At 60.2% G+C, this 21,127-nt stretch carries 20 protein-coding genes; 8 read left to right on the top strand and 12 right to left on the bottom strand.

Annotated features, from left to right (window positions below):
• Window positions 1-108: 108 nt before the first annotated feature.
• Together betB and betI are read right to left on the bottom strand one after the other, a co-directional pair.
• Window positions 109-1,581, bottom strand: coding sequence for a betaine-aldehyde dehydrogenase (betB, locus tag GIW02_RS06945; protein ID WP_236421804.1), 1,473 nt, complete (start codon window positions 1,579-1,581; stop codon window positions 109-111).
• A gap of 110 nt (window positions 1,582-1,691) precedes the next feature.
• Window positions 1,692-2,285 carry a transcriptional regulator BetI gene (gene betI / locus GIW02_RS06940; protein ID WP_236418315.1) on the bottom strand — a complete coding sequence of 198 codons (594 nt, stop codon included), beginning with the start codon at window positions 2,283-2,285 and terminating at the stop codon, window positions 1,692-1,694.
• A gap of 391 nt (window positions 2,286-2,676) precedes the next feature.
• Between betI and GIW02_RS06935 the strand changes: the two genes are divergently transcribed.
• Window positions 2,677-4,611 carry a BCCT family transporter gene (locus tag GIW02_RS06935; protein ID WP_236418318.1) on the top strand — a complete coding sequence of 645 codons (1,935 nt, stop codon included), beginning with the start codon at window positions 2,677-2,679 and terminating at the stop codon, window positions 4,609-4,611.
• A gap of 189 nt (window positions 4,612-4,800) precedes the next feature.
• On the opposite strand, the gene choV is transcribed toward GIW02_RS06935, so the two are convergent.
• The 3 genes from choV to GIW02_RS06920 form a co-directional block, all read right to left on the bottom strand.
• Entirely contained in the window at window positions 4,801-5,979 is a 1,179-nt protein-coding gene (gene choV, locus GIW02_RS06930) for a choline ABC transporter ATP-binding protein (RefSeq protein WP_122716673.1), read from the bottom strand.
• On the bottom strand, window positions 5,976-6,821 hold the full coding sequence (gene choW / locus GIW02_RS06925; protein WP_122542187.1) for a choline ABC transporter permease subunit: 846 nt from the start codon (window positions 6,819-6,821) through the stop codon (window positions 5,976-5,978). Before choW ends, choV begins: the two co-directional genes overlap by 4 nt.
• 69 nt (window positions 6,822-6,890) lie before the next feature.
• The gene (locus GIW02_RS06920) at window positions 6,891-7,838 is read right to left on the bottom strand and encodes a choline ABC transporter substrate-binding protein (protein WP_236418316.1); all 948 of its coding nucleotides are present in this window, start codon (window positions 7,836-7,838) and stop codon (window positions 6,891-6,893) included.
• Between the two features lie 414 nt (window positions 7,839-8,252).
• Here GIW02_RS06920 and GIW02_RS06915 point away from each other — a divergent pair, with 414 nt between their 5' ends.
• Together GIW02_RS06915 and gbdR are read left to right on the top strand one after the other, a co-directional pair.
• The gene (locus tag GIW02_RS06915) at window positions 8,253-9,629 is read left to right on the top strand and encodes an L-serine ammonia-lyase (protein WP_236418317.1); all 1,377 of its coding nucleotides are present in this window, start codon (window positions 8,253-8,255) and stop codon (window positions 9,627-9,629) included.
• Window positions 9,630-10,138: 509 nt separating this feature from the next.
• Complete coding sequence (gene gbdR, locus GIW02_RS06910; RefSeq protein ID WP_056857767.1) at window positions 10,139-11,242, top strand: choline metabolism transcriptional regulator GbdR; 1,104 nt, start codon at window positions 10,139-10,141, stop codon at window positions 11,240-11,242.
• Window positions 11,243-11,347: 105 nt separating this feature from the next.
• Here the strand turns inward: gbdR and GIW02_RS06905 are convergent, their stop codons facing one another.
• From GIW02_RS06905 to GIW02_RS06885, 5 genes are all read right to left on the bottom strand, one after another.
• Window positions 11,348-11,611 carry a hypothetical protein gene (locus GIW02_RS06905; protein WP_025858800.1) on the bottom strand — a complete coding sequence of 88 codons (264 nt, stop codon included), beginning with the start codon at window positions 11,609-11,611 and terminating at the stop codon, window positions 11,348-11,350.
• Window positions 11,612-11,866: 255 nt separating this feature from the next.
• Complete coding sequence (locus GIW02_RS06900) at window positions 11,867-12,343, bottom strand: thioesterase family protein (protein ID WP_236418279.1); 477 nt, start codon at window positions 12,341-12,343, stop codon at window positions 11,867-11,869.
• A gap of 117 nt (window positions 12,344-12,460) precedes the next feature.
• On the bottom strand, window positions 12,461-13,426 hold the full coding sequence (locus GIW02_RS06895) for an L-carnitine dehydrogenase (RefSeq protein ID WP_236418280.1): 966 nt from the start codon (window positions 13,424-13,426) through the stop codon (window positions 12,461-12,463).
• 123 nt (window positions 13,427-13,549) lie between these two features.
• The gene (locus GIW02_RS06890; protein ID WP_236418281.1) at window positions 13,550-14,437 is read right to left on the bottom strand and encodes a BKACE family enzyme; all 888 of its coding nucleotides are present in this window, start codon (window positions 14,435-14,437) and stop codon (window positions 13,550-13,552) included.
• 73 nt (window positions 14,438-14,510) lie between these two features.
• Complete coding sequence (locus GIW02_RS06885; protein ID WP_236418282.1) at window positions 14,511-15,443, bottom strand: choline ABC transporter substrate-binding protein; 933 nt, start codon at window positions 15,441-15,443, stop codon at window positions 14,511-14,513.
• 193 nt (window positions 15,444-15,636) lie between these two features.
• Between GIW02_RS06885 and GIW02_RS06880 the strand changes: the two genes are divergently transcribed.
• From GIW02_RS06880 to GIW02_RS06870, 3 genes are all read left to right on the top strand, one after another.
• The gene (locus GIW02_RS06880; RefSeq protein ID WP_236418283.1) at window positions 15,637-16,581 is read left to right on the top strand and encodes a GlxA family transcriptional regulator; all 945 of its coding nucleotides are present in this window, start codon (window positions 15,637-15,639) and stop codon (window positions 16,579-16,581) included.
• 68 nt (window positions 16,582-16,649) lie between these two features.
• Window positions 16,650-17,828 carry an ATP-binding protein gene (locus GIW02_RS06875; protein WP_236418284.1) on the top strand — a complete coding sequence of 393 codons (1,179 nt, stop codon included), beginning with the start codon at window positions 16,650-16,652 and terminating at the stop codon, window positions 17,826-17,828.
• A gap of 204 nt (window positions 17,829-18,032) precedes the next feature.
• Entirely contained in the window at window positions 18,033-18,461 is a 429-nt protein-coding gene (locus tag GIW02_RS06870) for a hypothetical protein (protein WP_236418287.1), read from the top strand.
• 7 nt (window positions 18,462-18,468) lie between these two features.
• Here the strand turns inward: GIW02_RS06870 and GIW02_RS06865 are convergent, their stop codons facing one another.
• Both GIW02_RS06865 and GIW02_RS06860 read right to left on the bottom strand, forming a co-directional pair.
• Window positions 18,469-18,885 (bottom strand): DUF3010 family protein, encoded by a 417-nt coding sequence (locus tag GIW02_RS06865; RefSeq protein WP_236418289.1) that lies wholly within the window; start codon window positions 18,883-18,885, stop codon window positions 18,469-18,471.
• A gap of 41 nt (window positions 18,886-18,926) precedes the next feature.
• Window positions 18,927-19,328: a lysozyme inhibitor LprI family protein gene (locus GIW02_RS06860; RefSeq protein ID WP_236418290.1), complete on the bottom strand. Its 402-nt coding sequence runs from the start codon at window positions 19,326-19,328 to the stop codon at window positions 18,927-18,929.
• A 218-nt stretch (window positions 19,329-19,546) separates the two neighbouring features.
• Between GIW02_RS06860 and GIW02_RS06855 the strand changes: the two genes are divergently transcribed.
• Together GIW02_RS06855 and GIW02_RS06850 are read left to right on the top strand one after the other, a co-directional pair.
• On the top strand, window positions 19,547-20,524 hold the full coding sequence (locus tag GIW02_RS06855; RefSeq protein WP_016972866.1) for a dipeptidase: 978 nt from the start codon (window positions 19,547-19,549) through the stop codon (window positions 20,522-20,524).
• A 56-nt stretch (window positions 20,525-20,580) separates the two neighbouring features.
• Window positions 20,581-21,111, top strand: coding sequence for a DUF5943 domain-containing protein (locus GIW02_RS06850; RefSeq protein ID WP_236418291.1), 531 nt, complete (start codon window positions 20,581-20,583; stop codon window positions 21,109-21,111).
• Window positions 21,112-21,127: the final 16 nt, after the last annotated feature.

Below are 21,127 nucleotides of genomic sequence, written 5' to 3'. Positions count from 1 at the left end.
CCCCTCCCACATGTGACTGTATTTGCACATCTGAACGTGTAAACACAGTCAGTGTGGGAGGGGGCTTGCCCCCGATGGCGGCCTCAAAGGCAACACAAAGCTCGGGATTTAGAACACCGAGGCGTAGTCGCCCAGCTCAACCTGTACCGATTTGATGCGGGTGAAGTTATTCAGCGAGCTGATGCCGTTCTCACGGCCAACGCCCGACTGCTTGTAACCGCCCACTGGCATCTTCGCGTCGGACTCGCCCCAGGCGTTGATCCAGCAGATACCCGCTTCCAGCTGATGAATCACGCGGTGGGCGCGGTTCAGGTCTTTGGTCACCAGGCCAGCAGCCAGGCCGAAGTCGGTGTCGTTGGCGCGGCGGATCACTTCTTCTTCGGTTTCATAGGTGAGGATGCTCATCACCGGGCCGAAGATTTCTTCACGAACGATGGTCATTTCGTCGGTGCAGTCGGTGAACACGGTCGGGGCCACGAAAGCGCCTTTGGCGAATTCGCCGTCGGTCAGGCGGTCGCCGCCGCACAGTACGCGGGCGCCTTCTTCCTTACCTTTGGCGATGTAGCCGAGCACGCTTTCCATGTGGGCAAAGCTGACCAGCGGGCCGAAGTTGGTGTTGTCATCTTGCGGGCTGCCAATACGGATGCGCGCAACGCGCTCAACGATCTTGGCTTCGAACGCTGCCTGCAGGTGCTTGGGTACGAATACGCGAGTGCCGTTGGTGCAAACCTGACCGGAGCTGTAGAAGTTGGCCATCATCGCGATGTCGGCGGCGCGATCCAGGTCGGCGTCTTCGAACACGATCAGCGGCGACTTCCCGCCCAGTTCCATGGTCACTTCCTTCAGCGACGAGCTGGAAGCGCTGGCCATGACTTTCTTGCCAGTGTCGGTGCCGCCGGTGAACGAGACTTTCTCGATGCGTGGGTGCTCGGTCAGCCAAGTGCCGACTTCGCGGCCGCTGCCGGTCAACACGTTGAACACGCCAGCTGGAACGCCGGCTTCGGTGTAGATCTCGGCCAGTTGCAGGGTGGTCAGCGAGGTGACTTCGCTTGGCTTGAAGATCATTGCGTTACCGGCGGCCAGGGCCGGTGCGGATTTCCACAGGGCGATCTGGATCGGGTAGTTCCACGCGCCGATACCGGCCACGACGCCCAGCGGCTCGCGGCGGGTGTAGACGAACGAGGTGTCACGCAGCGGGATCTGCTCGCCTTCGATGGCGGGCACCAGGCCTGCGTAGTACTCCAGCACGTCGGCGCCGGTGACGATGTCGACGTACTTGGTTTCGGAGAAGGCTTTACCGGTGTCCAGGGTTTCCAGGGCGGCCAGCTCATCGTTGCGCTCGCGCAGGATGTCGACGGCACGGCGCAGGATGCGCGAACGCTCCATGGCGGTCATCGCGGCCCAGATTTTCTGGCCTTTCTCGGCGCTGACCACGGCGCGTTCAACGTCGTCTTTGGTAGCGCGTTGCACTTGGGCGAGAACTTCACCGTTAGCCGGGTTGATGGCTTCGAAGGTGGCATCGCTGCCAGCGTCGCTGTAGCCGCCGTCAATGTAGAGTTTTTGCAGGTCGAAACGGGCCATAAAGTCCTCGCAAGTGCATAAGTGGTTGGCGTTACCCGCCGAAAAGTGGGCCATAAGGGTGTGGCAACACTGAGCGGCAGACGTTCAGGGGTTGAGCATTTATATGGGCTCTAACTCACCTGCTTGGCCAATTGGAAATCCATGTATTCGTAAGCGATCCGTTGCGCCTGCTTCGTGTCGAAAGCATCTCCCGACAGGGCGCCGCGCAACCATAAACCGTCGATCAGGGCCGCCAGGCCTCGGGCTGCTTTGCGTGCGTGCGGCAGCGGTAGCACTCGGCGGAACTGGCAGCACAGGTTGGAATACAGACGTTGATCGTTGATCCGCTGCAACCGGTGCAATGACGGGTGATGCATGCTGGTGGCCCAGAAGGCCAACCAGGTTTTCATAGCCGGTCCGTTGACCTGGCTGGCGTCGAAGTTGCCCTCGATAATCACCTGAAGGTGTGCCCGTGGGCTGTCGTCCGTAAGGGCCAGCCTGCGTTCGTGGACGTTCTCGATCAGCACATTCATCAAGTACCGCATGGTCGCTGCGATCAGGCCGTTCTTGTCCTGAAAGTAGTGACTGATGATGCCGTTCGAGACGCCGGCCAAACGGGCGATCAGCGCAATGCTGGCATCTCCCATTCCGACCTGATCGATCGCCGTCAGCGTGGCTTCGATCAACTGCTGGCGGCGTATGGGTTGCATACCGACCTTGGGCATGTTGCACCTCTCCTTAGGCCTGCCGATGGGCGATAAACGTCCGTCGGCTTGATGGCCAGTCTATTTTGTTTTGATTGAACGTTCAATCAACAAAGAATAAGATCTGCGACAAATGGTCGCTGCCTACAGGTATTTCCTACGTGCAGGCCGCGACATCTGACACCTGCAAAAACCCTTGAAACAGGCCGTATCAAGGCCTGCGCACCGCTTTGGCGGGGTTCAAGAATTTTCGGGGTGTCTTTATAACACCCGTCCGTCGACTGCCGAAAAATCGATGTCCCGGGATAACCGTTGCCTTGTGTTTCTCTCTCGCACTGCCTGGAGCAACTGCGCCATGAGTTCTGCCTCTCTTATAAAGACCCCGCCGGAAAAGGTTCGGGTCAACGGTTGGGTGTTCTACACCTCCACCGCACTGATTCTGTTGTTGACCGCCATTCTGATCATCGCCCCGCAGGAGGCCGGGCGCATGCTCGGCATAGCCCAGGCGTGGCTGTCGAAAAGCTTCGGCTGGTACTACATGGTGGTCATCGCCGCCTACCTGGTGTTCGTGGTAGGCCTGGCGTTCTCGTCCTACGGCAAGTTGAAACTGGGCAGCAAGGACGACACCCCGGACTTCAGCTACGGCGCCTGGGCCGGCATGCTGTTCTCGTCGGGCATCGGCATTTCGCTGCTGTACTTCGGCGCCTCGGAGCCGCTGGACCACTACTTCAACCCGCCCGAAGGCGCAGCCGCCAGCAATGGTGCGGCGCGCCAGGCGCTGCAACTGACCTTCCTGCACTGGGGCCTGCACGGCTGGGCGATTTATGCGCTGGTCGGCCTGGCCGTGGCGTACTTCGCGTATCGGCATAACCAGCCGCTTGCCTTGCGTTCGGCGCTGTACCCGCTGGTGGGCGAGCGTTGGGTGAAGGGCGCGGCCGGCCATGCGGTGGACGGCTTCGGCATGTTCGTGACCCTGCTCGGCCTGGTGACCAACCTGGGGATTGGTTCGATGCAGGTGTCGTCCGGGCTGGAAAACCTGTTCGGCATGCAGCACAGCAACACCAACCTGCTGATCGTGATCATTGTGATGAGCACCGTGGCGACCATCGCCGCCGTGTCGGGCGTGGAGAACGGCATTCGCCGCCTGTCCAACCTCAACATCGTGCTGTTCAGCGGTTTGCTGATCTTTGTGCTGCTGTTTGGCCCGACCTTGCACCTGCTCAACGGCCTGGTGCAGAACACCGGTGACTACCTCAACGGCATCATCCTGAAAACCTTCGACCTCTATGTGTACGAAGGCGACGCCGACAAGACCGAGCGCTGGATGGGCCTGTGGACCCTGTTCTACTGGGCCTGGTGGATTTCTTGGGCGCCATTCGTGGGCATGTTCATCGCACGTATTTCCCGTGGTCGCACGGTGCGTGAGCTGGTGGCTGGCGTGCTGCTGATCCCGCTGGGCTTTACCCTGGCGTGGCTGTCGATCTTCGGCAACTCGGCCCTGGACCTGGTGTTGAACCATGGGGCGGTGGAGTTGGGCAAGACGGCGTTGGAGCAGCCGTCGATGGCAATCTACCAATTGCTTGAGCATTACCCGGCGTCGAAAATCGTCATCGGTGTATCGATCTTTGTCGGCTTCGTGCTGTTCCTGACCCCGGCGGATTCCGGCGCGGTGATGATGGCCAACCTGTCCTGCAAGGGCGGCAACGTGGATGAAGATGCGCCGCACTGGCTGCGGATCTTCTGGTCGGCGGTGATCACTCTGGTGACCATCGGCCTGCTGTTTGCCGGTAACTTCGAAGCGATGCAAACCATGGTGGTGCTGGCCGGGTTGCCGTTCTCGGTGGTGCTGATTTTCTTCATGTTCGGTTTGCACAAAGCGATGCGCCAGGACGTGGCGATCGAACAGGAGCAGGCGCAACTGGCCGAGCGTGGTCGTCGTGGCTTCAGCGAGCGCCTGACCGCGCTGGACCTGCAACCGAGCCAGGGCACTGTGCAGCGTTTTATGGACAAGCACGTAACGCCGGCGTTGGAAGAAGCGGCGAGCGCGTTGCGTGATCAGGGGCTGGAAGTGCAGACCTTGCTCGGCAAATCCAAGCGCTGCATTGGTGTGCGGATCGAGATGGAAGAGGGCAACCCGTTTGTCTACGAAGTGAGCCTGGATGCTTACTCGTCTGCACCCAATGATTTGCCCGAAGAGGAACGCACCCGCTATTACCGTGCCGAGGTGTACCTGCACAACGGGCCTCAGGAGTACGACCTGATGGGCTTCACCCAGGAACAGATCACCCGGGACGTGCTCGATCAGTTTGAAAGCCATCGGCAGCTCCTTGGCCGTGTCTATAGCTGATGATTGAAGCTTGGCAGTGTCCTCACTGACACTGCTGGGTCCAACTGTGTAATCAGCTCTCAATGTGGGAGGGGGCTTGCTCCCGATTGCAGTGTGTCAGTCAGTACATCTGTTACTGATACACCGCTATCGGGAGCAAGCCCCCTCCCACATTTGAACCCGGTTTCTACAGTGGGTTGGCAGTGTTTGTCAGCCGAGGTTCTTGCCCAAGAGGGCATGGTAAAGCTCACTGTCCCCCAGGATCCCCACCACCTGGTTGTTGTCATGCAACACCAGCTTGTTCCCCGTGTGATAGCGAATCTGCAGCGCGTCGCGCATGCCGATATTCGAGTCCACCAGCGTCGGCACCCGACCCAGGCCTTCCACCGATTGGCCCGGAGCCCAGTTCTGCAGGTTCATCACCACGCCATTCTGGCGAGCGCCCTGGATGGTGTTGCCTTCGGCCAGGTCCAGCCATGAGTCGCCGCCCGGGTCCAGGCACACTGAGCCGTTCACGCGCGTGCAGTTGTCCAGCGTGCGCATCAGGCTGCGGCCGCACAACACGTTCAGCGGGTTGGTATGGGCGACGAAGGTGCGCACATAGTCATCCGCCGGGTTCAGCACGATCTCTTCCGGCACGCTGTACTGGATGATCTTGCCGTCTTTCATGATCGCGATGCGGCTGCCGAGTTTCAGCGCCTCATCGAGGTCGTGGCTCACAAACACAATGGTCTTGCTCAGCTTGCGTTGCAGTTCCAGCAGTTCGTCCTGCAGGCCCTGGCGGATCAGTGGGTCGAGGGCGGAGAAGGGTTCGTCCATCAGCAGGATATCGGCGTCCATCGCCAGCGCGCGGGCCAGGCCGACGCGCTGCTGCATGCCGCCGGACAGCTCGTCCGGCTTCTTGTTGCGCCACTGGGTCAGGCCCACCAGCTCAAGTTTTTCGTCCACCAGTTTGCGCCGGTCTTTCTCCGGGCGGCCCTGCATTTCGAGGCCAAAGCTGATGTTTTCGCGCACCGTCAGCCAGGGCATCAGGGCGAACTTCTGGAACACCATGGCGATGCGCTTGGTGCGCATCATTTTCAGCTCGGCAGGCGTGCACGAGGCGATATCGATCTGGCGGCCTTCATGCTCCACGAACAACTGGCCACGGCTCACGGTGTTGAGGCCGTTGATGCAGCGCAGCAAGCTCGACTTGCCGGAGCCGGACAGGCCCATCAGCACACAGATCTCGCCTTTCTCGACATCCAGGCTGGCTTTTTCAACGCCGACAATCTGCCCGGTCTTTTTCAGGATCTCGTTGCGGTGCATGCCCTGGTCGAGCAGCTTGAGGGCTTCACGCGGGTCTTTGGAGAAGATCACATCGACATTGTCGAATCGGATAATGCTCATGCATCACCCCCTACTTTGGCGTCGGGTTGTTTGCAGATGCGGTCGAGCATGATGGCCAGCAAGACGATCGCCAGGCCGGCTTCGAAGCCCAGGGCGATATCGGCGGTGTTCAGCGCGTTGACCACGGGTTTGCCGAGGCCGTCGGCGCCCACCAGCGCCGCGATCACCACCATCGACAGCGACAGCATGATGCATTGGGTAATGCCGGCGGCGATGCTCGGCATGGCGTGGGGCAGTTCAATGCGCGAGAGCAACTGACGGCGCGAGCAGCCAAAGGCCTTGCCGGCGTCCATCAACTCTTGCGGTACATCGCGGATACCCAGGTAGGTCAGGCGGATCGGCGCGGCAATCGCGAACACCACCGTGGAAATCAGCCCGGGCACCACACCCAGCCCGAAGAGGGTCAGGGTAGGGATGAGGTAGACGAAGGTCGGTACGGTCTGCATCAGATCGAGCACCGGCCGCATCAGGGTGTAGAACATCGGTTTGTGCGCGGCAACAATGCCCAGCGGCACACCAATGACCACGCAGACCAGGGTGGCGAACAGCACCTGCGCCAGGGTCTCCATGGTTTCCTGCCAGTACCCCAGGTTGAGGATCAGCAGGAAGGAGGCGATGACAAAAACCGTCAGGCCCCATTTACGTTGAATAAAATGAGCCAGCAGCGCAATCAGACCGATCAATGCCAGCGGATTGAACCAGGTCAGCGCAAACGTCACGCCGTGGATCATCGTTTCCAGGGTCGATGCGATTGCGTCGAAGTAGTTGGCGCCGTGTTCGGTCAACCATTCGACGAAGGCAGCGATGTACTGGCCTAGTGGGATTTTCTGTTCAGTCAGCATGGTAGTGAATGTCCACATGCGAAGGGAAAAACATCCCGGGCCAGCGCACCAGCCCGGGGTCAGCAGAAACTACTTGGCGAGGTAAGCTTTGACGGCCTCCAGACCTGGTTTGCCATCAACGGTGGTGACACCGGCGAGCCAGGTGTCGAGGACTTGCGGGTTGTTTTTCAGCCAGGCCTTGGCGGCGGCGTCGGGTTTCATTTTGTCGTCCAGGACGTTACCCATCAGCGTGCTTTCCATGTTCAGGGTGAACGACAGGTTTTTCAGCAACTGGCCCACGTTGCTGCATTCCTGGGTGTAGCCCTTGCGGACGTTGGTGTAGATGGTGGCCTGGCCGTAGTTGGGGCCAAACGAGTCGTCACCCCCGGTCAGGTACTTCATCTTGAACCGGGTGTTCATCGGGTGCGGTTCCCAGCCGAGGAACACGATGGCCTGGCCGCGTTTGGAGGCGCGTTCCACCTGGGAGAGCATCCCGGCTTCGCTGGATTCGACCACCTTGAAACCGGCGGTTTTGAGGCCGAAGGCGTCTTTGTCGATCAGCGTCTGGATGGTGCGGTTGCCGTCATTGCCTGGCTCGATCCCGTAGATCTTGCCACCCAACTCATCCTTGAATTTCGCGATATCGGCGAAGTCTTTCAGGCCCTTGTCATACAGCGCCTCGGGGACCGCCAGGGTGTACTTGGCGTTCTCCAGGTTGGCGCGCACGGTCTCCACGGTGCCGGCATCACGGTACTGCTTGATGTCGTTTTCCATGGTCGGCATCCAGTTGCCGAGGAAGATATCCATGTTCTTGCCGTCAGCCAGGGACTTGTAAGTCACCGGTACTGAAATCATCGTGGTGCGCGGCTTGTAGCCAAGGCCCTTGAGGACTTCACTGGTGGTCGCGGTGGTGACGGTGATGTCGGTCCAGCCGACATCCGAGAAGTTGACGGTCTTGCACTGTTCCGGTTCTGCAGCGTGTGCCAGGGCTGGCAGACTCAGCATGGCGGCCAACAACAACGAGGGTGAACCTTTCATCTGGGTAGACTCCTGTGTTTTTTCTGGCGGCATTCGCCGCGCTTTATAAGTGTTGCGGTTGGAGTGTGCGGTGACAGCTCTGGCACGGTGCCTTGCAAACGAGTCGAGACTGATCATGTACCAGTGAAAATCTGACGCCTACAGGGGGCGTCGTATCCAGTACAGGGATGGTCGTATCCAGTGTCGGTGACGTCGCTTACAGATTTTTCCAAAGGCAAAACTGCTGTTTTTACCGATCTGCACCGCTAAAAACGGCCAAAACGCCTGATCGCACAAGGGCGGCGTTGGTGAGCATGGTTACGTCGGTGTGAGACGCCGTGATGACAGATAAAAGCCTGATGATGCCGCCATCTGGGCGATCTGAGCGTAGCAGCTTGTTCATGCCTGGCCTGCTCACCGAGGAGTTTCACGGCAATGGCTATCAGTGTTTTCGACCTGTTCAAGATCGGCATCGGGCCTTCTAGTTCTCACACCGTCGGCCCCATGCGCGCCGCGGCGTTATTCGTCCAAGCACTGCGTGAACGTGAACTGTTGGAACAAGTCAGGCGCGTCGAAGTTCAGCTCTACGGCTCTTTATCGGCCACCGGCATCGGCCACGGCAGCGACACCGCGACCATCATGGGCCTGATGGGCGAGTGGCCCGACGCGATCGATCCATCGCAGATCGGCCTGCGCATCCACACCCTGCGCGAGACTGACACGCTGCTGCTGGACGGGCGTTTGCCGGTGCCGTTTGTGTGGGCGCGGGACATGCGCCTGCTCGACGAAAACCTGCCGTTTCACCCCAACGCCATGACCCTGCTGGTGTCGGGCGATAACGGCGAGTTGCACCGCGATACCTACTACTCGGTCGGTGGCGGTTTCGTGGTGGACGAGGCCCAGGCGCAAAGCGGTGTAGCGGATATGGACCGCACCGAGTTGCCGTATGATTTTTCCAGCGCGGTGGAGTTGTTGCAGCTGTGCAAGACCCACAACCTGCGCGTCGCCGAGTTGATGATGGCCAACGAAAAGGTCTGGCGCTCCGAGGATGAAATCCGCAGTGGCTTGATGAAACTCTGGCGCGCCATGCAGGACTGCGTGGAGCAGGGCCTCAAGCACGAAGGCATCCTGCCCGGCGGCCTCAACGTGCGGCGCCGCGCGGCCAAGTTGCACCGCAGCCTGCAGGAGTTGGGCAAGCCGAATGTGATCGGCTCGACCTTGAGCGCCATGGAGTGGGTCAACCTGTTCGCCCTGGCCGTGAATGAAGAAAACGCAGCGGGTGGGCGTATGGTCACCGCACCTACCAATGGCGCGGCGGGGATTATCCCGGCGGTGCTGCACTACTTCATGAAGTTCAGCGAAGAAGTGACCGAAGCCAACGTGGTCGACTACCTGCTGGGTGCGGCGGCGGTGGGGATTCTGTGTAAAAAGAACGCCTCGATCTCCGGCGCCGAGGTCGGTTGCCAGGGCGAGGTAGGTTCGGCCTGTGCCATGGCGGCGGCGGGGCTGGCGGAGATTCTTGGCGCTACGCCGGAGCAGCTGTGCAACGCCGCCGAAATCGGCCTGGAACACAACCTCGGCCTGACCTGCGACCCGGTGGGCGGGTTGGTTCAGGTGCCGTGCATCGAGCGCAACGCGATTGCGGCAGTGAAGGCGATCAACGCGGCGCAAATGGCCCTGCGCGGTGACGGCCAGCACTTTATCTCCCTGGACCGGGTGATCCGTACCATGCGCGATACCGGCGCGGACATGCACGACAAGTACAAAGAGACGTCGCGGGGTGGGTTGGCGGTGAGTGCAGTGGAGTGTTGAGACCGAATTGCTGCTAATCGGGGGCAAGCCCCCTCCCACATTTGAATGTATTCACAATTCAAAGGGTGGGAGGGGGCTTGCCCCCGATAGCGGTAGTCCGCCCAACACTGCTCATAAAGTGAACACCCAAACCAAAAGCGCCACCTTTTAGCGCGTCGCAAACAGATAAGTAGCCTCCAAACGATTTACCGCCAGACCCCCTGTCACCCGTGCTTGTGGTGACAGAGTGCTCCCATGCCCTCAAAGCGCCTTCCCACAAGTGCTACCGATCTGCTCACACCCCGTGAGCAGGCTCGCTGCGCCGTGCTTTTCGGGGCATATCCCGCACTTCCCGCGCGGGCTTAAATAGACGCGTCATCAGGTCGTTTTCAGGAGTTATTGAATGCCCATTCAATTTTAGGCATGGCATTTGCTCTATCAATTCAAAGCCTCGATCTGTACCGCAGACGGGCGCAATAACAAGAGCCTCGCCTGAGGCCATCACCCGCTTTGTGTGAGGAGATACCGCGATGACGTCGTTCAACTCCGGGGCCCAACCCCAGAACCGTGCGCCTCAATCCATCGGCTTTTTGCTGCTGGACAATTTCACGCTGATTTCCCTGGCGTCGGCAGTCGAACCCCTGCGGATGGCCAACCAACTGTCCGGCCGCGAGCTGTATCGCTGGACAACCCTGAGCGTCGACGGCAACCAGGTATGGGCCAGCGACGGCCTGCAAATCACCCCCGATGCTTCCATGCACAAAGCCCCGGCCCTGGACACGGTGATCGTGTGCGGCGGCGTGGGTATCCAGCGTACCGTCACGCGTGAACATGTGTCGTGGCTGCAAAGCCAGGCGCGCCAGTCGCGTCGCCTCGGCGCGGTGTGCACCGGCAGTTGGGCGCTGGCCTGCGCCGGTCTGCTCGATGGTTTTGATTGCAGCGTGCACTGGGAATGCCTGGCGTCGATGCAGGAAGCTTTCCCCCGCGTGGCCATGAGCACGCGCCTGTTCACCCTTGATCGCAACCGCTTCACCAGCTCCGGCGGCACCGCGCCGCTGGACATGATGCTGCACCTGATCAGCCGCGACCACGGCCGTGAACTGTCGGCGGCGATTTCCGAGATGTTTGTGTACGAGCGCATCCGCAACGAACAGGATCACCAGCGTGTGCCGCTCAAGCACATGCTCGGCACCAACCAGCCCAAGTTGCAGGAAATCGTCGCGCTGATGGAAGCCAACCTGGAAGAGCCGATCGACCTGGACGAGCTGGCGGTGTATGTCGCCGTGTCGCGGCGCCAGTTGGAGCGGCTGTTTCAGAAATACCTGCACTGCTCACCGTCGCGCTACTACCTCAAGCTGCGGCTGATCCGTGCGCGGCAATTGCTCAAGCAAACACCGATGTCGATCATCGAAGTGGCGTCGGTGTGCGGGTTTGTGTCCACGCCGCACTTCTCCAAGTGCTACCGCGAATACTTCGGCATTCCGCCACGGGATGAGCGTGTTGGCTCCAACACCACCCAGCAGGTGGCGATGCTGCCGATTCCGCAGGCACTGGTGTTGTCACCGTTGTCGGGGCCGATGTCGGCATTGAGTCAGGCGCGGAATGAGTCGACGTTTGCCAGTGTACGGCTCTAGGCTTTGTGGCGAGCGGGCTTGCCCGCGTTGGGCTGCGTAGCAGCCCCAAAAGCCTGGGAGCGCTGCGCGCTCCAACGCGGGCAAGCCCGCTCGCCACATGGGTTCTCAGGCGCCTGAGCTTTGCTTGAACTGCACCAAAGCCGGCAACAACTGCTTATCGATCGCCTGCCTTACCGCCGGCAAAATCGTCGCCTTGCCGGTGTACATCTGCTCAACCATGCCCTTGAGCGCCTTGGCCCGTGCCTCGCTCAAACCACGCACTGCGCACTCGCAGGCTTGCTCGGCGGTGGCACCGCTGGACACTTCAAAACCCAGCGAGCGCAGTTGGCCCAGCAGGTCATCCTGGTCAATCAAATCCGCGTGCATCATGGCGTTTATCCTGGTGAGGGGAGCGGGGTCTGAGCTGGATTCTGGTAGCCGCTCAAGCGCTCGGCAAGGGCAGAATGCACGAATGGCTCGCATGGCTATGAGCGTGTCGTTTTCGGGCCATTTGCCCACCGCCCGAATGGGCACACTGGTAACCAGCAAGCAGCTTGAAGGTTTGGTCACCCTCGGCCTGCACGGCTCACACAAGGCACTCTGCCCCGCTCCAGTCACGGCTGGAACGGGGCTTTTTTTGCGCGTCTATTTCCTTGCGGGCAAGCCAATCACGCGGCCGAGCAGGGCAGGGCGCGGCAGGTCGGACTGTTCGGTGCTGATGGCGGCAAGTCGTGCCAGTGTCGCCTGGGTAAACGGTGCCGAATGCGGCCCGGCTAGATCGACGTGCAACAGCATCTGCTCGTTGCCCGCCAGTTCCTTTGCATCACCTACCCAGTGCAAGCTGTGATAGAGGTGCAGGCGCTTGGCGTCGTGGGCGATCAGTTGGGTATGCACTTCAACCTCGGCGCCGAGTTTCACTTCGTGCAAGTAGTTGAGGTGCAGCTCCAGGGTAAACAGCGAATGGCCGCTGGCTTCGCGGTTTTCACTGTCCAGCCCGAGCCTGTCCATCAACGCGTCGGTGGCGTAGCTGAAGATCAGCAGGTAAAACGCGTCGCGCAGATGGCCGTTGTAGTCCACCCAGTCCGGTTGGACTTGGGTGGTGTAGGTTGTCAGTGCAGGCATGTCTGGGATTCCGGATTATTACTCGTTCAATTGTGGGCGCTGGCTTGCCTGCGATGGCGATGCAAGATTCACCACCGCTATCGCAGGCAAGCCAGCTCCCACAGAGATCAACAGCGGTTATTCGGCGAAGGTCATGCCATGTTTGGCCTTGGTGGTTTTGACCGCCTCCAGCACTGCCAACAGGCAATCATCACGATAGCGCTCCAGCGCCGAAATGCTGTGGCTGCCGAGTTGATCGCGGGTGCCATCGACCACATCGTCGATCAGTTTATCGGTCAGCTCAGGTGCCGGCAGGTAGGTCCAGGGCAATTGCAACGCCGGGCCGAATTGCGCCATGAAATGCCGCATCCCGGCATCGCCGCCGGCCAGGGTATACGTGAGAAAAGTCCCCATGAAGGACCAGCGCAAGCCGGCGCCAAAACGAATCGCGTCGTCGATTTCGCCGGTGGTCGCCACGCCATCGTTAACCAGGTGCAGGGCCTCGCGCCATAGCGCTTCCAACAGGCGATCAGCGATAAAACCGGGGACTTCCTTGCGCACATGCAGCGGGCGCATGCCGAGGGATTCATACACCTGGATCGCCGCCTGGATCGCCTCTGGTGCGGTGTTTTTGCCACCGACCACTTCCACCAGTGGCAACAGGTAGACCGGGTTGAACGGGTGGCCAACCACGCAGCGTTCCGGGTGCGTGGAACCCTCGTAGAACTCACTCGGCAACAGACCCGAGGTGCTCGAGCCGATCAACGCATTGGGCTTGGCCGCTGCGCTGATTTTGCTGTGCAGGTCCAGCTTCAGTTCCAGGCGTTCGGGTGCGCTTTCCTGGATGAAGTCGGCGTCTTTCACGCACGCTTCAATCGTTGCCACAAAGCGCAGGCGGTCCTGCGATGCACCTGGCGCCAGGCCTTGTTGTTCCAGGGCGCCCCAGGCATTGGCGACACGTTTGCGCAGGGCCGCTTCAGCCCCGGGCGCCGGGTCCCAGGCCACCACATCCAGGCCATGGGCCAGGGCGCGAGACACCCAGCCGCTGCCGATAACACCGCTGCCGAGGGCGGCGAAGGTTTTGATTTGTGTGATAAAGCGCATGGCGACGATCCCGAGTAATGTGAAGAACCCTTGTGGGAGGGGGCTTGCCCCCGATGGCTGTGGATCAGCACCGAATGCATCGACTGACACGCCGCTATCGGGGGCAAGCCCCCTCCCACATGTTTAACCGCGTTTGGTGAGGCCCATTTTGGCGCGGCCTTCGGCGGGGGTGAGGACCCGCGCACCCAGGCGGCTGAGGATCTCGCTGGCGCGTTCTACCAGTTGGCCATTGGTGGCGAGCACGCCTTTGTCCAGCCACAGGTTGTCTTCCAGCCCGACCCGCACGTTGCCGCCCAGCAGCACCGCTTGCGCCGCCATCGGCATTTGCATGCGGCCAATGCCAAAGCCGGCCCACACCGCGTCGTCAGGTAAGTTGTCGACCATGGCTTTCATGGTGGTGGTGTCGGCCGGCGCGCCCCATGGGATGCCCAGGCACAGTTGGAACAGCGGGTTATCCAGCAGGCCTTCCTTGATCATCTGCTTGGCGAACCACAGGTGGCCGGTGTCAAAAATCTCCAGCTCAGGCTTAACGCCCAGTTCCTGGATGCGCTTGGCGCCCGCCCGCAATTGCGCCGGGGTGGACACGTAAATGGTGTCGCCATCGCCGAAGTTGAGCGTGCCGCAGTCCAGCGTGCAGATTTCCGGCAGCAGCTCTTCCACATGGGCGAGGCGGGTCAGCGGGCCGACCAGGTCGGTGTTGGGGCCGAACTCCATCGGGTTCTCGCCGCCGCCGATCTCCAGGTCGCCGCCCATGCCGGCGGTGAGGTTGACGATGATGTCGATGTCGGCCTCGCGGATGCGCTCCATCACTTCACGGTACAGGGCGACGTCACGGCTGAACTTGCCGGTTTCGGGGTCACGCACGTGGCAATGCACCACGGTGGCGCCGGCCTTGGCGGCTTCCACGGCGGCTGCGGCGATTTGTTTGGGGGTGACCGGCACGTGCGGGCTTCTGCCGGTCGTGTCGCCAGCACCGGTGAGTGCGCAGGTGATGATGACGTCGTGGTTCATGGGGTGGTTCCTTACAGGCGTGGTGGCGCCGTTCGCGGTCGGAAATGACCGCGAAACGGTGATTTGAAAAGGATTATTTGCTGGTCAGTTGCAGGTTGGCTGCAGCCGGTTTGCCGTCGAAAGTAGTCACACCTTCGAGCCAGCGAGCCTGGTCTTGCGGGTGATCCTTGAGCCACTGCCTGGCCGATTCGAGGGCGTCTTTGTGATCCAGCAACGGCTGCATCATCCGGCTCTCGTCGGCGGCGGTGAAGGTCAGGTTGGTCAGCAGCTTATGCACGTTGGGGCACTGCTCGGCGTAGTTCGGCGAGGTGACGCTCCACACGGTGGCCATGCCTTCGTTCGGGCCCAGGGCATCGTCGCTGCCGGTGAGGTAGGTCATGGCGACGTTGACGTTCATCGGGTGCGGCGCCCAGCCGAAGAACACTACCGCCTCCTTGCGGCGTACCGCACGGTCGACGGCGGCGAGCATGCCGGCTTCGCTGGATTCGACAAGCTGGAATTTACCCAGGCCAAACTGGTTCTTGGCGATCATCGCCTTGATCTGCGTATTGGCACCCGAACCCGGCTCGATCCCGTAGATCTTGCCGCCCAGTTCTTTATCGAATTTGGCGATATCGGCGAAGGTTTTCAGGCCTTTGTCGGCCAGGTAAGTCGGCACGGCGAGGGTGGCGCGGGCGTCTTCCAGGCTGGGCTTGTCGAGGACTTTGACTTGCTTGGCGTCGACGAACGGCGTGATGGTCTGGGTCATCAGCGGGTTCCAGTAGCCCAGGAACAGGTCCAGCCGCTGGTCGCGGATGCCGGCGAAGATAATTTGCTGGGAGGCGCTGGTTTGTTTGGTTTTGTAGCCGAGGCCGTCGAGCAACACTTGGGTCATGGCGCTGGTGGCGATGACGTCGGTCCAGTTCACCACGCCCATGCGCACGTTCTGGCAGGACGCCGCGTCGGCCGCCATCGCGTTGGTACTCAAGAGTGCGCTGGCGCTGAGTGCGAGCATCAGTCGTTTCATGGTGGATCCCTCGGCAGGTCGTTATTGTGGGGGCCGGCGTCTTTGTGCACCGTGCAATCACGTTACGCAGCTTGAGAAGCGACAAAGCGCACGGCGGCGACCCGCTCTTGCACTGCAGCGACCTGCCCCCTTGAATCCGCCCATGAACGGGAGTATCACAGTGCCACGCTGTCCGTCCGACGAGAGCGCCACCATGTCCCAGGATTTCTACTTTTTGCTGATGCCGGGCTTCTCGGCCATCGGCTTTATCTCCGCGCTGGAACCGCTGCGGGTGGCCAACCGCTTTCGCGGCGAGCTGTACCGCTGGCACGTGCTGAGCGCCGATGGCGGCGCGGTGCTGGCGAGCAATGGCATGTCGGTTAACGCTGACGCCGCGCTGGAGCCACTGAAAAAAGGCGCGACGTTGCTGGTGGTGGCTGGCTTCGAGCCGCTGCAGTTCGCCACCCCCGCCCTGGAGCACTGGCTGCGCCGCCTCGACCACGACGGCGTGACCCTCGGCGCCATCGACACCGGCGCCTGTGTGCTGGCCGAGGCGGGCCTGCTCGACGGCCACCGCCTGACCCTGCACTGGGAAGCCATCGACGCCTTCAAGGAGTCGTATCCACAGCTCACGGTGACCCAGGAACTGTTCGAGATCGACCGCCGCCGTATCACCTGCGCCGGCGGCACCGCGTCCATCGACCTGATGCTCGACCTGATCGCCCAGGCGCACGGCCCGGACCTGGCGATCCAGGTGTCCGAACAATTCGTGCTCGGCCGCATCCGCCCACGCAAAGACCACCAGCGCATGCAGATCGCCACGCGCTACGGCATCAACAACAAAAAACTGGTGCAAGTGATCGGCGAGATGGAGCAACACACCGAGCCGCCCTTGAGCACCCTGGCCCTGGCCGCAGCGATCAAGGTCACGCGGCGTCAACTGGAGCGGCTGTTTCGCCTGCACTTGAACGACACCCCGAGCAACTTCTACCTCGGCCTGCGCCTGGAAAAAGCCCGGCAGTTGCTGCGCCAGAGCGACATGAGTGTGCTGGAAGTGAGTATCGCGTGCGGGTTTGAGTCGCCGTCGTATTTCACCCGGAGTTATCGGGCGCGGTTTGCGAAATGTCCGCGGGAGGATCGGCGACGAGAGGTTGTGTGACGAGCAATTATAGTAAATTATACCCATTGCTATAATTTATAGTCGTTTCCATAATTGAGTATAAAACCATGTCCAAGCCCAGCGGCTTTGTGTTTCGCCGCCCCGCCCTGGCGAGCAGTATTGCCGATGGTCTGGTGGGGGCAGGTATCCAGGATTTCACTTCCGGCCTGTTTCTCGCGGCGCCGCGTCGCACGGGCAAAAGTACTTTTCTGCGTGAAGATCTGATCCCGGAGTGTCAGCTCCGTGGCTGGCTTACCGTGTATGTCGACCTATGGGCGGACAAAGAGACGGATCCGGCAGAGTTGATCTCCAGCGCTATTGGCGCAGCGCTGGCTCCCTACGAAAAGGGCATTCGCAAGCTGGCCAAGAACATTGGAATCGAGAAACTGAGCTTTTTGCGGACGCTGTCCTGGGATTTCAGCAAGCCTCAATTGCCGGTGGGCGCGACTCTGACCCAGGCTTTGGAGTTACTTCACAGCGCTGCGGAAAAACCCGTCGTGCTGGTGATTGACGAAGCACAGCACGCCCTGACCAGCGATTCAGGTATCAATGCGATGTTCGCACTGAAGGCCGCCCGGGATCAGCTCAACCAGGGGCGTGACGAGGACGGCAGTGGTTTGCATCTGGTGTTCACCGGGTCCAATCGCGACAAGCTGGCGCATTTGGTGCTGGGCAAAAGCCAGCCGTTCTTCGGCTCCAGCATCACGCCGTTCCCCTTGCTCGGCAAAGAATTCACCCAGGCTTACACCCTGCACCTCAACGCGCACCTGGCCCACACCAATCAATTCAACGCTGCCGATATTGATGAGGCGTTTGAGTTGGTTGGGCGGCGCCCCGAGATGCTGCGCACCATCATCGGTGAGGTGGCGCTGGAGTTGGGTGAGGCCAGCAACCTGGGCCAATTGCTGCACAGCCGCGCTGAACTGTTACGCGCTGGCGTGTGGACCGAATTCGAAAGCGCCTGGAACGCCCTGACTATCCCACAGCGTGCGGTGCTGGAAGTTATGGTAGAGCGTTCGCAACACAACGAGCCCTTCGCGCCGTTCACCGACAGTACCCTTACGGCAGTGGGCAAAGCGCTGGAAGACATGGGCAGTGACTTGGTGCCGGGCACCCAGACCATTCAGGCCTGTATCGATGCCCTGCGCGACAAGGAGCTGGTGTGGAAGTCGGGCCGGGGTGGTTATGCGTTGGAAGACAAGTCGTTCGGGGATTGGCTACGGCATAAAAGCCGTATCACCCACTAAGGTGGGAGGTCAGCAGTGGCGCAGCATGTTCTTGTAAGAAACATCACGGGACGTGTGGGAAACTTCTTGTTTTCTATTGTTGGTAACGACTAATAGAAACGAGCTGCTAACGTCATATGGGTCTCAAAGTTATTCTTGGCCAAGTGCTCTGGAAATGAAAGTACGTATGCCAGGAACATCACTACGTAATCCTATGAGGTTTGCATGCTGAAGAAATTAGTTGCTGTGATTGCGCTCGGTACCACCCCCGTGTGGGCAGCCCAGGCGCCTGTACCTTTTACCGGAGCCGATTACAGTGGGCGTTATGAATGTGTCGGCCAGGATAGGCATATCGGCACCTTCAAGGGTATTGTCGACATGAAACTCGACGCCAAGCAAAGCACTGGCAAGTACGCCGCCTACACCTTCACCTTAACCCTGGAAGACAAGTCCCGCTATGACGGGATGGCGGCCGGGACGGCAGATACGCTGGGCATCTACTTCGCGCATACCGACCCCGCCTTGAAAGACTTTGGCGTCGCGGTCGCCCAAGTGACACCAACCCCGGAAGGTAAAGTGTCCTTTGTTAAATATTATTACGGCCCGGAATACGAAGGCGGTGGGCACGGGATGGAATACTGCGTCAAAAGTTGATATGCGGTTATTTCTTAGTCAAGCATGAGCAGGCTGTTTTATACGCCTCGTGCTGATACTTATTGAGTGTCGCCGGTAGATCAAAAGTGTGCTTCTTGTTCTGCGCATTGATGGTCTGCGGCGACAGCAAAGTTACCTCGACCCCCTCCAGCAACTGAAACACCCCTTCAATCTTGAAGGTGGTTGGCCCACCGGCGAATTCGCCTTTCTTGCTGCGTTTCTTGATCGCGATACGGCTGATGGCGTTGGCCTGCACAAATGCCTTCACCTGGGCGGCAAAAGCTTTGACGTTGGCCGCCTCATCGTCGTCTTCCAGCGCGATTTTCTTGGTCGCCAGGGCGACATGGGTCAGCGCCTGGTTGTCGAGGGAGGCGACGGCGATAATGGCTTCGCTGCCTTTGATTTCGATGCCGCAGATAGTCATGAATGGCCTTGGTTCAGGTTAAAAGTGGCGGGGATTGTCGCTTATTCCTGCCCGATCGACTCCAAAAACTCCGAACGCTCATCACTCATACGCGCCAGGCAGTCATTCTGCGCAATCGCATAGGCTTTGCTGCCGTTGACCGCCGGGAAGGTGTCCACGGCGCAATCGGCGTCGCGCAGTTTTTCCCATTTCTGCTGGGCATCCTTCAGACGAGCGGTAATGTCGGCGAGTTGCGACTTGTTGCTGCCATAGGTCGAACCCATGCGCTCCAGCAGGCCCTGATAGTTATCCTTCAACAACTGCTCGGCGGTGGTTTTGTTGTAGGAGGCGCATTCCAGGGTTTGCTTGTCGTTTTCGATGCCATCGCACGGCGTGCTGTCGGTGTCTTCGGCTGCGTGGACGCCGGTTGCGATGAGTGCCAAAGCCAGGAAAATCGATTTCATTGCGCCGTCTCATATCAGGTGATGCGGAATTCTGGCTCAAGCGTACGACAAAGAACAGTCGCCCGTCGGACCTGTCATCGACGCCTTTGTCGTGGATTGACGCTTTCGGCAATTCCCCTGTCGTTTTTGCACCCGGCTCGGGTTGCCCCTGGGCATATGCTGGCCCCAAAGCGCCGGCAGACGATTCGGCGCATGAATCGCCAATAAGGGGACGCCTGATGAGCCCAGCCGAATTGCACGCCGACAGCATCGTTATCGACGGGCTGATTATTGCCAAGTGGAATCGCGACCTGTTCGAGGACATGCGCAAAGGCGGCCTCACCGCCGCCAACTGTACTGTGTCGGTGTGGGAAGGGTTCCAGGCCACTATCAACAACATCGTGGCCAGCCAGACCTTGATTCGTGAAAACAGCGACCTGGTGATCCCGGTGAAAACCACCGCTGACATCCGCAAAGCCAAGGAACAAGGCAAGACCGGCATCATTTTCGGCTTCCAGAACGCGCACGCCTTCGAAGACCAGTTGGGCTACGTCGAGATCTTCAAGCAGCTCGGCGTCGGTGTGGTGCAGATGTGCTACAACACCCAGAACCTGGTCGGCACCGGTTGCTACGAGCGTGACGGCGGCCTGTCGGGCTTTGGCCGTGAGGTCGTCGGCGAGATGAACCGGGTCGGCATCATGTGCGATTTGTCCCACGTCGGCTCCAAGACCAGCGAAGAAGTCATCCTCGAATCGAAAAAGCCGGTGTGCTACTCCCACTGCCTGCCGTCCGGGCTCAAAGAGCACCCGCGCAACAAGTCCGATGAAGAACTCAAGTTCATCGCCGACCACGGCGGTTTTGTCGGCGTGACCATGTTCGCGCCGTTCCTGGCCAAGGGCATCGACTCGACCATCGACGACTACGCCGAAGCCATCGAATACACCATGAACATCGTCGGCGAAGACGCCATCGGTATCGGCACCGACTTCACCCAGGGCCATGGCCAGGATTTCTTCGAAATGCTGACCCATGACAAGGGCTACGCCCGCCGCCTGACCAGCTTCGGCAAGATCATCAACCCGCTGGGCATCCGCACCGTGGGTGAGTTCCCCAACCTCACCGAAACCCTGCTCAAGCGCGGCCACAGTGAGCGGGTGGTGCGCAAAATCATGGGCGAAAACTGGGTCAACGTCTTGAAAGACGTTTGGGGCGAGTAAGCCACCGCACGACTGCGGAACATCATCACAACGAATTTTTCTGGAGTTAAGTTTCCATGGCCAAGATCGCCCCGCAATTACCCATCGAAGTCGACAGTGAAACCGGTGTCTGGAGCTCCGACGCCCTGCCGATGCTGTACGTGCCGCGCCATTTCTTCGTCAACAACCACATGGGCATCGAAGAAGTGCTGGGCGCCGAGGCCTACGCCGAAATTCTCTACAAGGCCGGCTACAAATCCGCCTGGCACTGGTGTGAAAAAGAAGCCGAGTGCCATGGCCTGGAAGGCGTGGCGGTGTTCGAACACTACATGAAACGCCTGTCGCAACGCGGCTGGGGCCTGTTCAAGATCCAGGACATCGACCTCGACAAAGGCACCGCCAGCGTCAAGCTCGAACACTCGGCGTTCGTCTACGTGTACGGCAAGGTCGGGCGCAAAGTGGACTACATGTTCACCGGCTGGTTTGCCGGCGCCATGGACCAGATTCTGCAAGCGCGCGGCAGCCAGATCCGCACCGTAGCCGAACAAGTGTACGGAGGCTCCGAAGAGGGCCACGACGACGGCCTGTTCACCGTCAAGCCGTTGTAAGTCGAGGAACCGTGCC

The sequence above is a fragment of the Pseudomonas syringae genome, assembly GCF_021606685.1.
Classification (GTDB): domain Bacteria; phylum Pseudomonadota; class Gammaproteobacteria; order Pseudomonadales; family Pseudomonadaceae; genus Aquipseudomonas; species Aquipseudomonas syringae_R.
This window is presented reverse-complemented; position numbering and strand designations above follow the sequence as displayed.

Excerpts from the sequence above, each read along its gene's own strand:
- betB (WP_236421804.1), bottom strand. The coding sequence starts at position 1,581 with ATGGCCCGTTTCGACCTGCAAAAACTCTACATTGACGGCGGCTACAGC.
- betI (WP_236418315.1), bottom strand. The coding sequence starts at position 2,285 with ATGCCCAAGGTCGGTATGCAACCCATACGCCGCCAGCAGTTGATCGAA.
- choV (WP_122716673.1), bottom strand. The coding sequence starts at position 5,979 with ATGAGCATTATCCGATTCGACAATGTCGATGTGATCTTCTCCAAAGAC.
- choW (WP_122542187.1), bottom strand. The coding sequence starts at position 6,821 with ATGCTGACTGAACAGAAAATCCCACTAGGCCAGTACATCGCTGCCTTC.
- GIW02_RS06920 (WP_236418316.1), bottom strand. The coding sequence starts at position 7,838 with ATGAAAGGTTCACCCTCGTTGTTGTTGGCCGCCATGCTGAGTCTGCCA.
- GIW02_RS06915 (WP_236418317.1), top strand. The coding sequence starts at position 8,253 with ATGGCTATCAGTGTTTTCGACCTGTTCAAGATCGGCATCGGGCCTTCT.
- gbdR (WP_056857767.1), top strand. The coding sequence starts at position 10,139 with ATGACGTCGTTCAACTCCGGGGCCCAACCCCAGAACCGTGCGCCTCAA.
- GIW02_RS06905 (WP_025858800.1), bottom strand. The coding sequence starts at position 11,611 with ATGATGCACGCGGATTTGATTGACCAGGATGACCTGCTGGGCCAACTG.
- GIW02_RS06900 (WP_236418279.1), bottom strand. The coding sequence starts at position 12,343 with ATGCCTGCACTGACAACCTACACCACCCAAGTCCAACCGGACTGGGTG.
- GIW02_RS06895 (WP_236418280.1), bottom strand. The coding sequence starts at position 13,426 with ATGCGCTTTATCACACAAATCAAAACCTTCGCCGCCCTCGGCAGCGGT.
- GIW02_RS06890 (WP_236418281.1), bottom strand. The coding sequence starts at position 14,437 with ATGAACCACGACGTCATCATCACCTGCGCACTCACCGGTGCTGGCGAC.
- GIW02_RS06885 (WP_236418282.1), bottom strand. The coding sequence starts at position 15,443 with ATGAAACGACTGATGCTCGCACTCAGCGCCAGCGCACTCTTGAGTACC.
- GIW02_RS06880 (WP_236418283.1), top strand. The coding sequence starts at position 15,637 with ATGTCCCAGGATTTCTACTTTTTGCTGATGCCGGGCTTCTCGGCCATC.
- GIW02_RS06875 (WP_236418284.1), top strand. The coding sequence starts at position 16,650 with ATGTCCAAGCCCAGCGGCTTTGTGTTTCGCCGCCCCGCCCTGGCGAGC.
- GIW02_RS06870 (WP_236418287.1), top strand. The coding sequence starts at position 18,033 with ATGCTGAAGAAATTAGTTGCTGTGATTGCGCTCGGTACCACCCCCGTG.
- GIW02_RS06865 (WP_236418289.1), bottom strand. The coding sequence starts at position 18,885 with ATGACTATCTGCGGCATCGAAATCAAAGGCAGCGAAGCCATTATCGCC.
- GIW02_RS06860 (WP_236418290.1), bottom strand. The coding sequence starts at position 19,328 with ATGAAATCGATTTTCCTGGCTTTGGCACTCATCGCAACCGGCGTCCAC.
- GIW02_RS06855 (WP_016972866.1), top strand. The coding sequence starts at position 19,547 with ATGAGCCCAGCCGAATTGCACGCCGACAGCATCGTTATCGACGGGCTG.
- GIW02_RS06850 (WP_236418291.1), top strand. The coding sequence starts at position 20,581 with ATGGCCAAGATCGCCCCGCAATTACCCATCGAAGTCGACAGTGAAACC.